The sequence below is a fragment of the Marinitoga sp. 1154 genome (genome assembly GCF_013363285.1).
Classification (GTDB): domain Bacteria; phylum Thermotogota; class Thermotogae; order Petrotogales; family Petrotogaceae; genus Marinitoga.
In genome coordinates this window covers 1-13,064 of sequence record NZ_LBFB01000035.1, presented here as the reverse complement: position 1 = coordinate 13,064, position 13,064 = coordinate 1, and the positions used below count along the sequence as shown (strand labels likewise).

The 13,064-nt window shown below is 27.2% G+C and carries 14 protein-coding genes; 12 read left to right on the top strand and 2 right to left on the bottom strand.

All coding sequences use genetic code 11. The features are described from left to right. Window positions 1-215: 215 nt before the first annotated feature. The 5 genes from XO12_RS10560 to XO12_RS10540 all read left to right on the top strand — a co-directional run bounded on the left by XO12_RS10560 (window position 216) and on the right by XO12_RS10540 (window position 5,588). Window positions 216-836, top strand: coding sequence for a diguanylate cyclase (locus XO12_RS10560; protein WP_047264771.1), 621 nt, complete (start codon window positions 216-218; stop codon window positions 834-836). A 48-nt stretch (window positions 837-884) separates the two neighbouring features. Next, window positions 885-2,147 (top strand): UDP-N-acetylglucosamine 1-carboxyvinyltransferase, encoded by a 1,263-nt coding sequence (murA, locus tag XO12_RS10555; protein WP_047264770.1) that lies wholly within the window; start codon window positions 885-887, stop codon window positions 2,145-2,147. Between the two features lie 160 nt (window positions 2,148-2,307). Continuing rightward, window positions 2,308-3,453, top strand: coding sequence for an aspartate aminotransferase (gene aspC, locus XO12_RS10550; protein ID WP_175420285.1), 1,146 nt, complete (start codon window positions 2,308-2,310; stop codon window positions 3,451-3,453). Continuing rightward, window positions 3,453-4,811, top strand: coding sequence for a GlmL-related ornithine degradation protein (locus XO12_RS10545; RefSeq protein ID WP_047267092.1), 1,359 nt, complete (start codon window positions 3,453-3,455; stop codon window positions 4,809-4,811). Before aspC ends, XO12_RS10545 begins: the two co-directional genes overlap by 1 nt. A 27-nt stretch (window positions 4,812-4,838) precedes the next feature. Then, the gene (locus XO12_RS10540; RefSeq protein ID WP_047264767.1) at window positions 4,839-5,588 is read left to right on the top strand and encodes a hypothetical protein; all 750 of its coding nucleotides are present in this window, start codon (window positions 4,839-4,841) and stop codon (window positions 5,586-5,588) included. A gap of 39 nt (window positions 5,589-5,627) precedes the next feature. Here the strand turns inward: XO12_RS10540 and XO12_RS10535 are convergent, their stop codons facing one another. Beyond that, window positions 5,628-6,509, bottom strand: a complete 882-nt coding sequence (locus XO12_RS10535) for a glycerophosphodiester phosphodiesterase family protein (RefSeq protein ID WP_217683689.1) — start codon at window positions 6,507-6,509, stop codon at window positions 5,628-5,630. 127 nt (window positions 6,510-6,636) lie between these two features. Between XO12_RS10535 and dnaN the strand changes: the two genes are divergently transcribed. Genes dnaN through XO12_RS10510 form a run of 5 tightly spaced genes read left to right on the top strand, consistent with a single transcriptional unit; the run spans window position 6,637 to window position 10,117 of the window. After that, on the top strand, window positions 6,637-7,923 hold the full coding sequence (gene dnaN / locus XO12_RS10530) for a DNA polymerase III subunit beta (RefSeq protein WP_052913089.1): 1,287 nt from the start codon (window positions 6,637-6,639) through the stop codon (window positions 7,921-7,923). Further along, on the top strand, window positions 7,920-8,384 hold the full coding sequence (ispF, locus tag XO12_RS10525; RefSeq protein ID WP_175420287.1) for a 2-C-methyl-D-erythritol 2,4-cyclodiphosphate synthase: 465 nt from the start codon (window positions 7,920-7,922) through the stop codon (window positions 8,382-8,384). Before dnaN ends, ispF begins: the two co-directional genes overlap by 4 nt. After that, complete coding sequence (gene nfi, locus XO12_RS10520; protein ID WP_175420284.1) at window positions 8,381-9,064, top strand: endonuclease V; 684 nt, start codon at window positions 8,381-8,383, stop codon at window positions 9,062-9,064. Before ispF ends, nfi begins: the two co-directional genes overlap by 4 nt. A gap of 5 nt (window positions 9,065-9,069) precedes the next feature. Next, window positions 9,070-9,849, top strand: a complete 780-nt coding sequence (locus tag XO12_RS10515; RefSeq protein ID WP_052913088.1) for an inositol monophosphatase family protein — start codon at window positions 9,070-9,072, stop codon at window positions 9,847-9,849. Between the two features lie 4 nt (window positions 9,850-9,853). Beyond that, window positions 9,854-10,117 carry a hypothetical protein gene (locus tag XO12_RS10510; RefSeq protein ID WP_047264764.1) on the top strand — a complete coding sequence of 88 codons (264 nt, stop codon included), beginning with the start codon at window positions 9,854-9,856 and terminating at the stop codon, window positions 10,115-10,117. Window positions 10,118-10,158: 41 nt separating this feature from the next. Here the strand turns inward: XO12_RS10510 and XO12_RS10505 are convergent, their stop codons facing one another. Then, window positions 10,159-10,896 (bottom strand): SagB/ThcOx family dehydrogenase, encoded by a 738-nt coding sequence (locus XO12_RS10505; protein WP_175420283.1) that lies wholly within the window; start codon window positions 10,894-10,896, stop codon window positions 10,159-10,161. A gap of 226 nt (window positions 10,897-11,122) precedes the next feature. Between XO12_RS10505 and XO12_RS11670 the strand changes: the two genes are divergently transcribed. Further along, window positions 11,123-11,227 (top strand): peptide-methionine (S)-S-oxide reductase, encoded by a 105-nt coding sequence (locus tag XO12_RS11670; protein WP_175420286.1) that lies wholly within the window; start codon window positions 11,123-11,125, stop codon window positions 11,225-11,227. 66 nt (window positions 11,228-11,293) lie between these two features. Next, entirely contained in the window at window positions 11,294-12,727 is a 1,434-nt protein-coding gene (locus tag XO12_RS10495; protein ID WP_175420282.1) for an RNA-binding domain-containing protein, read from the top strand. Window positions 12,728-13,064 lie beyond the last annotated feature (337 nt).

Sequence of the window (13,064 nt, the reverse complement as noted above, 5' to 3'; positions counted from 1 at the left end):
AGTTTGTCATTTAAATTGTCCAAAACAAAAACATTTCTAGAACTTCTGAACATGGTATCACCTCCAATAAGTTTTGGGTACAATATAATAATACTACAAAAGTAAATCAACACCAAGTGTGGGGGTGGTGCCCTTTTTCGAAATAGCTTATAATCAATATTCTGTAAATTGAATTTACACAATTGGGATTGGTAATTAAAAAGGGGGGAATTTTCATGAGTATGGATTATGAAAATAAGGTAAAAGCTTTAGAAAAAGAGAATAATAAATTGAAGGAAAGTATAAAAAATCTCGAAGTAGAAATAAAAGATGTTAAAGAAATGTTAAACAATACAAACAGATTATTGGAAGAATATAATGAATTTACCAAAGAAGAAATAAATGCGTATAGCGATTTTGTAGAAGGTTTTGTCGAAAGAAAATTCATAGATCCTTCAACAAGGGTATATTCAAGGGCATTTTTTGATAAAGTATTCTTTTTAATACTGGAAAAAGCATTTGAAAAAGGCAACAACTATGGTCTTATAATAATAAAAATTCCAGAATTAGAAACATTAGAATATAAAGGGGAATACTATAAGGGGCCAGAAATGGAAATCGGAAGAATCTTAAGAAGTAATGTTCGATTGCCACTTGATCTCGTTATGAGATACTCTAAAAGTGTATTCTCTTTGATAATCCCTGATATAGAAGAAGAGGTATTATTTAAGGTTGTGGATAGAATAAAATATCAGTTAAGTAATTTTGTAAAAAAGCCAGAAACTTTAGAATTCTATTCATTTTATTTACCTAAAGATTTGACATCAACAGAGGATATTTTGAAATATTTTGATTAGAATTAGATTGGAGGATAAAAAATGGAACACCGATTGGAGATAGAGACTATGGGTAAAATAAAAGTAATTGGACCTCAAGAGGCTAATGGTGAAATAACAATTTCAGGTTCAAAAAATTCTGCTTTACCAATACTCGCCGCTACTCTATTAACTGATGAAAGAATAATATTAAACAATATACCTAATTTAGCAGATGTAAATACAATGATTGAAATATTAGAAAACGCTGGAAAAAAGGTAACATGGCAGGATTCCACATTGATAATAGATACTGTTTCAGATATAAATTCTATATTGCCATATGGACCTGTAAGGAGAATGCGAGCATCTTTTAATGTTTTAGGACCATTAACCATAAGAAATAAATATGCTAAAGTTGCACTTCCAGGAGGTTGCTCAATAGGAGTAAGACCTGTTAATTTTCATCTTGAAGGTTTAAAAAAATTAGGGATTGAATCACAAATAGAACATGGTTTTACGCATTCTAAATATATTGGAGCATCAGATAAAATACATATATCCTTACCTTTCCCAAGTGTTGGTGCTACAGAACACTTAATAACAACTGCTGTTTTACTCGAAAATACAGAAACAATATTAACAAATTGTGCTCAAGAGCCAGAAATAGTAGATTTATGTAATTTTTTGATATCCATGGGTGCGAAAATTGAAGGTCACGGAACTTCAAATATAAAAATACATGGTGTTAAACAATTATATGGAACTGAATACACTATTATCCCAGATAGAATAGAAGCAGGTACTTACGCAATACTGGGTGCTGTTCTTGGTAAAGAAATAACATTAAAAAATGTAATAGAAGATCATCTGTTTTCATTACTAGATATTTTTGAAAAAATTGGAATAAATTACAAAATGAAAAAAAATATTCTGACAATAAAAGGGATTTCAAAATTGGAATTATCTCCTGTGGATGTCGAAACTGCAACTTTCCCTGGTTTTCCAACAGATTTGCAACCTCAGTTAATGGTTTTACTGAGTTTAATTCCAGGAAGATCATCTGTTACAGAAAACGTCTTTAAAACTAGATTTAATCATGTTGATGAATTAAATAGAATGGGTGCAAAAATTTTCGTTGAAAGCAATACAGCAATAATAACAGGAGTTACCAAATTATCAGGGGCACCATTAGAAGCAACAGATTTAAGAGCTTCTGCTGCACTTTTAATAGCAGCTTTAATTGCAGATGGCGAAACTATAATAAACAACGTGGATCATATCTTTAGAGGATATGAAAGATTATTCGAAAAACTTGAAAATGTCGGTTTGAAAATTGAATATTATGAATAAATGGGCAATATATATTGCTCATTTTTTATTATAAGAAAGCAAAAATGAGCTTTCTTATAATTTTGTTTAAATTTTAACAAAAATAAACCATAATAGATATTGAAATTTTTTTCATAACAGAGTAAAATAAAGTTGAATAAAATAAAATGGAGGGATTATTTTGTTATCAAAAATAGTAAAAAGCATACAACCATCTATTACTCTAGAATTAAATGCAAAAGCTATAGAAATGGAAAAAGCAGGTCATGATGTTGTAAAGTTAACTGCAGGTGAGCCAGATTTTATAACTCCAAAAGAAATCATAGAAAATGCTTATAAAGCCATGATTGAAGGTAAAACAAAATATACAAATTCCGCTGGAATATTAGAATTAAGGGAGAAAATAGCAGATTTTATAAACTCTTCAAGGAAAACAAAATATACACCAGATAATGTTGTTGTTTCAAATGGTGGAAAACAGGCTTTATATAATACTTTGTTAGCAATCTTAAATCCAAGTGATGAAGTCATAGTATTAGATCCTTCTTGGGTAAGTTATGAAGCTCAAATAAAATTAGCCAGAGGAATTCCGATTCACGTACCTTTAAAATTCAAAAATAATTTTATTCCAAAAGCATGTGATATAGAACCTTATTTAAGTGAAAGAACTAAAGCTATAATAATAAATTCGCCAAATAATCCAACTGGCGCAGTATATCCAAGAGAAACATTTTTAGAAATATATGAATTAATAAAAGATAAAAATATATATTTAATAAGTGATGAAGTATATGAAAAATTAATATTTGAAGGTGAATTTTATTCTCCTACACAAATTCCAGCATTGAGAGAAAAAACGATAATAATAAACGCATTTTCTAAAACCTGGTCTATGACTGGATGGAGAGTAGGATATTCTATTGCTCCAAAAGAGATTTCAGATGAAATCAAGAAAATACAGAGTCATATATCATCAAATATAAATACACCTGCACAATACGGCGCTCTTGCCGCATTCGATGTAGATATAGATTATTATATAAAAAAATTTAATGAAAGAAGAAATTTTGTAATGGAAAAAATGAAAGAATCAAATTTAGAATATGTACATCCATATGGTGCATTTTATTTATTTATTAATATATCAAAATACGATACCAATGATTTAAATTTTTCAAATCAATTATTAAAAACAAAAAAATTAGCAGTAATACCTGGAAGTGGATTTGGAGCGAAGGGTTTTATAAGAATTTCATACGCAAATTCCATAGAGACTTTAGAAAAGGGGCTAAACAGATTATTCGAATATCTCGATGAGGTGAAATAATGAAAGTAGATTTAATAACAGCAGAAATTGGAAGTACAACAACAATAGTAACAGCATTCGATAAAATAACATCAAAAAAGCCAATTATATTAGCTCAAGGAGAACATTATACAACTATTAATGAAGGAGATATAACAATAGGAATTGAAAGAGCTTTAAAAATTATTCAGGAAAAATTAGGCGAAAAAGTATCATGGAATAAATTTTTAGCAACCTCATCAGCAGCCGGCGGTTTAAAAATGACTGTACATGGCCTTGTATATGATATGACAGTAAAAGCATCAAGAGAAGCTGCACTTGGAGCCGGTGGGGTAATAAAATATATTACTGCAGGAAAAATGAGAAAATCACATCTAAAAAAAATTTTAGAAATTAATCCCAATTTAATATTTTTAGCTGGTGGGGTCGATTATGGAGAAGAAGAAACTGTATTACATAATGCTGAATTATTAAGAGATTTACCTATTAATGCGCCAATAATTTATGCTGGAAATATAGCTGTTGTAGATGAAATAAAAGAAATTCTATCAAATAAAAAACTTTACATAACAGAAAATGTGTATCCAAAAGTAGATCAATTAAATGTTGAACCTGCAAGGAAAGTAATTCAGGAAGTTTTTGCCGAACATATAATTCATGCTCCGGGAATGGAAAAAATTGAAGAATATGTTGATGAAAAAATTATCCCTACTCCTGCAGCAGTAATGAGAACAACTCAATTATTATCTGAAATATATGAACATGTATTAACAGTTGATATTGGCGGAGCAACCACTGATGTTGATTCTGTTACAGAAGGCGATCCTGAAATACAAAGTATTATGATAAGCCCCGAACCAATTGCCAAAAGAACTGTCGAAGGAGATATGGGAGTATTTGTAAATGCACATACAGTAATTGATTTAATTGGTGAAAATTTCTTAAAAGAAAAATTTTCAAATTTTGATAATTTAATAAAAAATATATCCCCTTATCCTAAAAATGATGAAAGCGAAAAATTTATGGCTGAACTGGCACAATATTGTTTTATCGAGGGAATTAGAAGGCATGCCGGAAAGAAAAAACATATATTCACACCACTTGGACGCAAAACCATAGCTCAGGGAAAAGATTTAACAGCTGTAAAATATATATTCGGAACAGGTGGAATATTGACAAGATCAAAATTCAACAAGGAAATATTAAGCTCCATAATAAATGAACATAAAAAACATCCAAATGAATTATTACCAAAAAATATCAAAAAAATCGGATATGATAAAAATTATATTTTTGCCCCTATTGGTGTATTATCAATGATTGATAAACAAATTGCTGTTAATATATTAAACGAAGATATAGAATTCTTCAATTTATGATATAATTAAATTGAAGGGGGGAGAAAAATGAAAAAATTATATATTATATTTATTCTATTATTAGCAGTATTTTTATACAGTGAAGATTTTTATTTAAAAAATGGTGAAATAATCAAAGGAACACTAATAAAATATAATAATAATATATTTACAGTTCAAACAGATAAAAAAACGATAGAAATATCGAAAAAAGATATAGTTAAAATATCAATATCTAAAGAAATATTTAATTATGAATATAATATGGTAAAAAGTTATACAGATTGGAAAATAGGTGGAAGAAGAGAAAATGGTAATTTAGTATATATCGATAATGTTGATAATAAAGATTGGCTGAGAATACATAAAGATGGATACACAGAAAACACCTTATATAAGGATTTCGAATTACCCTATTCCAATAATACAAATATAGAATTTTCAGCGGAGATTATGGGATTCACTGCTAAATCCTTAAAATTATCTGAAAAAAAGTACGCATTATCCGGAATAATATTTATATTTCTGGATAAAAACAAGGAAAATTTAAGTAAAATAGCATATGCCTGGGGTACAAATGAATATCCTTTTAAAAAACACGAATGGATTAACAGGCTATATGCATCTATATACAAGCCTTTTGAAAAAAAATTTAGAATAAATGATTTAATAAAAGATAAAGAAGCTAAATATTTAAGAATTGTTTTCTGGACTTATTGTAGCTCTAACGAAAAAGAATTATCTTCAGACTTATGGGTAAAAAATGTAAAAATATCTTTTTCATATATAAACAAATGAGCCTTTGGCTCATTTGTTTCATTTTAATGAAACTCTGGTTCAGTTGTTTATATAATAATTAACTATAGTTTCAACATTATCAGTAATAATTCCGTCAAAATAACCTTCCAACTTTTTTAACGTTTCAATATCATTTAAAGTCCATAAAACAATATGTAACCCTATTTCCATGAGTTTTGAAATAAGCGTTTTATACTTTTCAAGCCCGAGCATTTCAATACCTTCTACTGGTAAATTAATAGAATAAAAATTCAATTCTTCATGTAAAGGTATAATCTTTTCTATCATTTCCTTTTTTTCAATCAAAAGCCCTAAATCAACATTTTCATCCAATTTTCTTAAAATTCTTAAAGCCTCTATATTAAATGAAGAAAATAAAACCCTATCTAAAGCATTAAAACTTTTTACAGTATTATATGCCATTTCAGTTGCCTTAACATCTTTTATTTCAACATTAATATACGCGTATTCTGGAAGTTTTATAAAAACTTCTTCAAGAGTTGGAATACTTTCTCCATTAATTTTAATTTTTTTTATTTCCTTTGATGTTAGATCGTTAATTTTCATTGTATTACCGGTAATCTTCTTAAAATTATCATCATGATGAATAATTAGTGCCCCATCCTTTGAAAGCTGTACATCTAATTCCACACCATCAGCACCAAACTCTATAGCTTTCTTATAAGCTAATATAGTATTTTCAGGGAATTTAGCCCTATATCCCCTATGACCTAAAATCACCGGACGTTCTTTAGACATTAAAATACCTCCTTTTTTTATGTTATTTTTTATTATATGTGTTTTTTTGTAATTCTCTATCTGATTATAAATTTTATTATAATCTATATCATCATTAAAATAAAAAATATATATAGTTCCAATCATCATAAAAAATAAAATACTCAATTTCATAAAATCCATAAAATCACTCCAGATAATAATTTATCATATATATTATACTCTAATTTTGTTAAAAACTTGATTTTTCTATCGTTTTTGTTGTAAAATAGATTATAATAAGAAAAATATAAAATAGGGAGGTTCTAATATGATTTATAAATTGCAAATAGAAAGAAGCAAATTAAATTCATTAATGGATATGGCATCCAAAGCTGTGGCGAAAAAAACAACAAATCCTATTCTTTCTGGATTTAAATTTTCAGTAAAAAATAATGATTTACATCTCTATGCTACTGATTTACAAACAGCATTTCATGGCGTAATAAAAAATATAATATTTGAACAGGTTGAAAAAATTACTGATGATTTATTCGAACCAGAAAAAAAAGAAGTTGATAGCGAAATAGATGATGAAACTACAATTCAAGAAGAAAAAACAGAAGATTCCGTTGAAAATAATGAAGAAACATTATTTCCAGAATTATCTGAAGACTCATCAAAGGATAATATTAAACCAGATTTTGTAGTAGAAGCAACATATTTTATGGATATAATAAAAAATTTAAGTTTTGAAACTGTTGATATATATCTCGAAAATAAAAATATAAAAGTAATGGCAGGTAAATCTGAATTTTTATTACCAACAATGGATCCTGAAGAATTTCCAGAAATTGTTCCAAATAAAGCAGAAGAAGGGATAATAACATTTGAAAGGCAAAAATTATTATCGATGATAGAAAAAGTAATATTCTGTGCTCTACGAGATTCTGAAAATGTTTCGAGAAATTTAAATGGAATATATTGGGATTTCAGAGAAGGCGGTTATTTAACCTTAGTTGCAGCAGATGGTTATAGACTGGCTTTAGCAGAATTATCTATGGATATAGTTAATACTCCACCATCATTTTTATTATCCTTAAAAAGTATGGAAGAATTATTAAACGTTTTAAGAGGTTCTAAAACAGAAAATGTAGATTTGTTTTTTGACGGTGCCCGTGTATTATTCTTCTTAGATGATGACAAAATAGAAATCATATTAAATGTTGTAGATGCAACATTTCCTGATTATGTAAGAATAATTCCTCAGGCATTTAAAACAAAAGTAATAACTTCAACTGATTTATTTTTAAAGGTTTTGAAAAGAGTTTCAATAGCTGCAAAAAATGATCAGGTAAAAATGGAAATAAAAGATGACATAATGGAATTAACAGCCAAATCTCCTGAAGTTGGATTGGCAGTAGAAGAACTTGAAATAGATAAAGAAGGAGAAGATATATTAATTGCATATTCACCTAAATATTTAAGAGAAGCTATTGACCATATAGGTACTTCCGAAGTTGAATTTAATATAACAAGTGAGAGTTCTCAAACAATGATAAAACCTGTTGGCGACGATTCATATATGTATATTGTTATGCCTGTGAGGTTAAAATAATGAGGATTGGATTTGGATATGATGCACACCCGTTTGAAGAAAATAAAAAATTATATATAGGTGGCATTGAACTTCCATCAGAAAAAGGATTAAAAGGGCATTCTGATGGAGATGTCCTTATCCATGCAATTATCGATGCTTTATTAGGAGCTTGTGGTATGGAAAACATAGGTGAATTATTTCCTGAAATTGAAGAATATAAAAATATCGATAGTAAAATACTACTGGAAAAAGTTATGAAAAAATTACATAAGATTAAAATTATAAATATCGATACCACAATTGTTACATCATACATCAAATTAAATCCATATAAAAATATAATAAAGAAAACACTTTCAAAAATAATGAATATTGATGAAACACAAATTAATATAAAAGGAAAATCCGGTAATGGTCTGGGAATTGGCGGAAAAAATGAAGGAATTGAGGCATATGCTGTTGCATTAATAGAAAAATGAACATAAATAATATACATGAATTTAAAAACATTGAAATAAAAAAATGTATTGAAATTCAAAAAAATCTATCAAAAAAAATAAATTTAAAAAAGTTGACTAAAACTCCAGAAATTGTAGCAGGAGTAGATCTGTCTTTTTTTAAAGATTATGGAATAGCTATAATAATAGTGATAAATAGAGATTTTAAAGAAATAGAAATGGTTTATCATTATCAGAAAGTTGAATTTCCTTATATTCCAGGTTTATTAGCTTTTAGAGAATTGCCAATTTTTATAGAAGCATGGAAAAAATTAAAAACAAAACCTGATTTAGTATTTTTTGACGGTCAGGGAATAGCTCATCCAAGAAAAATGGGAATAGCAACACATGCATCGTTTTTCATAAATATTCCAACAATAGGAGTAGCAAAATCAAGATTATTTGGAAGTTATATTGAACCATGTTTTGAAAAAGGATGTTCATCATATTTATTTGACAGAGAAAAAAGCAAAATAGGAATTGTACTGCGAACAAGAGATAATGTAAAACCTGTTTTTGTTTCTCCAGGTAATTATATAACACTGGAAGAAACTAAAAATATAACTTTACAATATACAACAAAATACAAAATACCAGAACCAACAAGATTAGCTCATATATATTCACAAAAAATAAAAACTAAAATATTCATATCGGGGTGATAAAAATGGACATTTTGCAGGTAATGATAAAAGCTGCAAAAAATGCTGGGGATATATTATTAATGAAAAAAAAGAATTTAAAAAATATTCGAACAAAAAAATCATCATCTGACTTAGTAAGCGAAGCTGATTTAGAATCTCAAAAACTTATAATAGATACAATAATGAATGAAATACCAGAAGCCATAATACTTGCAGAAGAAAATTGGAATGGCGATAAAAGAATACTTAAACATGGAAAAAAAGTATTTGTAATAGACCCTTTAGATGGAACATTAAATTATGTTCATGGAATGGATTTTTATTCAATATCAATCGCTATGATAGATGAAGGAAAAATAAATTATGGGGTAGTGTATTTGCCTGAAAATGATAAATTATATTATGCTGAAACAAGAAAAGGGGCTTATCTAAATGGTTTGAAGTTATATAGAAATGAAGAAAAAGATTTATCAGAATCAATTTTTGTTACTGGATGGCCATATGAACCTGAGTTATTCAAAAATGCATATGAGGCTATAGAAAAAGTTCATAAATATATTCACGAAGTAAGAATTTTAGGAAGTGCAGCTGGAGAATTATGTTTATTAGCTGAAGGAAAAATAGACGGTTACTGGGAATATGGATTAGGACCATGGGATTTAGCAGCAGGCGTATTAATTGCAGAAGAAGCTGGATTAGAGATATATGGAATATCCCAAAAAGATTTTGACCTTTCAAAAGGAGAAATAATAGCAACATTTAAAAATAATATAGACTCTGTATATAAAATATTAAAGGAGTGATTTTGTGGAAAAATTTGAAATGGAAACACTTGAAATAAAAGGCGAAAAAATAGAAACATGGAAATTTAAGATAAATACCGATAATAAAACATCAATTAAATTATTAAAAGAAATTGTGGATTACATAAACGGAACAAATATAAAACTAGTTATTGACCCAATAGATAAAATATTTGCATACATATATTTATATCCTCAGGAAATATTCACTCCGCCAGATAGAGATTTTTTCATTGAAAGAATAAACAAAATAGTAGAATTAATTTAAAAAGATAAAGCTCCAGTTTTACTGGAGCTTTTTAAGTAAAATTATTTTACTTTTCCAATTGGTGCTAAATAAACTACAAATTCTTCTTCACCATCAACACCAATTAAATTATCCATCTTTTCCTGATCATAAGCTGCAACTGCACAAGTCCCACAATTTATGGATTCTGCCGTTAAATAAAGGTTTTGACAAACATGCCCAGCATCAATAGCAATAGTCTTATGAGCTTCAAATGAGTATTTCCATTCAGTTCTATAAGGAATGGCACTCCAGATAAAAACTACAGCACTATTTCCAACAAATATTTGTCCTAATGTTGCTTCAATAACTTCTTTTGAAAAATCTCTTTTTTTTAATAATTGTAATTTATCGACAGTTGGTATATATCTATATAATCCTTTTTCAATACCTTCAACATTAAAAATCAACAAATATGTTTCCAAAGGATGAGTAGCACCAGCAGATGGAACTGTTCTGAAAGTAACCTTATTTTTTACTATATTTCGTATCCCTTGGGTATAATATAATAAGTATGATAATTCTTCTAAAGACAATGGTATATCAGAAAAATTTCTTCTACTCATCCTATTATTAAGAACTTCTTTTAAATCAACATTACCTAAATTAATTTTTTCAATAGGGGTTAAATCAATAAATTCTCCATTTTCGTCAAAAGGTTTAATATACGGCGGAATAGAAATCCCTTTTTTTCTATCAGGAATCTCAACCTCTAAATCTTTCCAATTTGACTTTAAAACATCTCTTCCACATTTCTTCATATTCTCACCTCCACATTTTGATTATAACATATTTAAATTGAAGGTGGAATTATTTTTTGTGATTATATTGAAATAAAAACCGTATATAAATATATGTTATAATAAATATAGAAAATATAAATTAAAATTTGAAGTGATTAAATAGTTCAGGTAAAAATATTTATTATAAATTGACAAATAAATTTGTAAAATGAGGAGTTGATAAAATGGGAAATAATGAAAAAATATATTTTGCTGCAGGGTATTTTTGGGAATTGAACATTTATTAAAAAAATTAAATGGTGTTGTTGAAACTAAAGTTGGATATATGGGCGAACATTTAAAAAACTAATATAAATAAATTAAAAGATTTTGAATTGTTCATATTTGTTGTCATAAGATAAAGGGATGTGAAAAAATGATTTTATATGAAATAAGAAAAGGCGAAAACAAAAAACTTGAATTAAAAGAAAAAATTCCATCAAATGAAGCTATTGCTAAAACAGTTGTAGCTTTTAGTAATACGAGTGGGGGTAAATTAATAATTGGAGTTAAGGATAATAAAGAAATAATTGGAATTGAAGAAGATAAAATATTTGAATATGAAGAAAAAATTTCTTCAATTATAAATGATTTATGTTATCCGACAATTTTACCAGAAATTTATGCTCAAAATATTGAAGGAAAAGTTGTTTTGGTTATAGAAATTTTTCGTGGTTCATTACTTCCTTATTATCTTAAGAGTAAAGGGAAATTAAAAGGAACCTATGTAAGAATAGGTTCAACAAATAGGGTTGCAGATGAAGAAATGATAGTCGAACTTCAAAGACAGAGATTTAATAAAAGTTTTGATGAAGAAATAAATTTTGAAATTGATATTAAAGATATTGATTTAAATATAATTTATGATGAATTTAAAAAGATAGGTAAAAAATGTGATTACGATAAATTAAGAAATTTAAAACTTATAAAAAAAGTAAATGGTAAGGATTTACCAACAAATGCCCTTTTAATTGCACTTGGTAAATTTGATAATACAATGATAAAATGTGCAAGATTTAAAGGCGTTACAAAAGAAATTTTTATAGATAAAAAAGAGTTTGATAAAAGTTTATTTTATAATCTAGAAAATTCAATTAAATTTTTACAGAATCATCTTAATTTAAATGCAGAAGTTAAGGGCTTGCAATTAAAAGAAGATTTTGAAATTCCAATTTTAGCTCTTAGAGAGGTTTTAATAAATGCAGTAATTCATAGAAATTATTTAAGAAATAGTGATATTAAAATTGCGGTTTATGATGATATTGTTGAAATTGTTTCACCTGGTGGGTTTCCAAATGGATTAACAATAGAAGAAGTTATGAATGGTAGAAGTGAAATAAGAAATAAAATTTTGGCAAATCTCTTTAGAGAATTAAAGTATGTAGAAACATGGGGTAGTGGTATTGAGAAAATTAAAAAGTTATGTAGAGAAAAGAATATTAAATTTGAAATAAAAGAGAGTGGCAATTTTGTAAGTGTTATTTTTTATAGACCGAAAATTAAAAGAAGCAAAAAAACATTAAGTAGTAGCGAAAAACCAGCGAAAAACCAGCGAAAAACCAGCGAAAAACCAGCGAAAAACCAGCGAAAAACCAGCGAAAAAATAGATTTAACAAACCAGGAAGAAATAGTTTATAATTTTGTGATTAAAAATAAGAAAATTAACTTGAAAATTGTAGAAAATATATTAAATGTAAAATCAGCAAGAGCAAGAGAAATTCTTAAAAATTTAACTAAAAAAGGTGTTTTGGAAAAAATAGGAAAGACCAAAGGTAGTTTTTATATTTTAAAATTAAGAGATGAAGAATAAATTAAAGAATTATAAGATGGCATATAAAATAACTGTTAATTACGGCTGTTTTTAGAACATAAAATTTATATAAATAATGATAAAGAAAAAATTATTTTTTTATGTTTGGAGGCGATTAGATGAAAAAATTACCAATAGTAATACAGAATTACAAATGATGGAGAACATTACGTATATAATCCATTTTCAATATTAAAATTCTTTCAAAAATGTAAAAACAACTACAAGAATGTTAAAAAAAGGGAAAATAAAAATGTACAAAAAAGGGATTAAGAATTAGAAACAGAATTAGCAAAAAAATCCATTTTTTCTTTTAGTCGATATGAATCACCTTTAC

Coding starts and splice junctions, on each gene's coding strand:
- XO12_RS10545 (WP_047267092.1), top strand. CDS start 3,453: ATGAAAGTAGATTTAATAACAGCAGAAATTGGAAGTACAACAACAATA.
- nfi (WP_175420284.1), top strand. CDS start 8,381: ATGAACATAAATAATATACATGAATTTAAAAACATTGAAATAAAAAAA.
- murA (WP_047264770.1), top strand. CDS start 885: ATGGGTAAAATAAAAGTAATTGGACCTCAAGAGGCTAATGGTGAAATA.
- XO12_RS10560 (WP_047264771.1), top strand. CDS start 216: ATGAGTATGGATTATGAAAATAAGGTAAAAGCTTTAGAAAAAGAGAAT.
- XO12_RS10540 (WP_047264767.1), top strand. CDS start 4,839: ATGAAAAAATTATATATTATATTTATTCTATTATTAGCAGTATTTTTA.
- dnaN (WP_052913089.1), top strand. CDS start 6,637: ATGATTTATAAATTGCAAATAGAAAGAAGCAAATTAAATTCATTAATG.
- XO12_RS10535 (WP_217683689.1), bottom strand. CDS start 6,509: ATGGATTTTATGAAATTGAGTATTTTATTTTTTATGATGATTGGAACT.
- XO12_RS10505 (WP_175420283.1), bottom strand. CDS start 10,896: ATGAAGAAATGTGGAAGAGATGTTTTAAAGTCAAATTGGAAAGATTTA.
- XO12_RS10495 (WP_175420282.1), top strand. CDS start 11,294: ATGATTTTATATGAAATAAGAAAAGGCGAAAACAAAAAACTTGAATTA.
- XO12_RS10515 (WP_052913088.1), top strand. CDS start 9,070: ATGGACATTTTGCAGGTAATGATAAAAGCTGCAAAAAATGCTGGGGAT.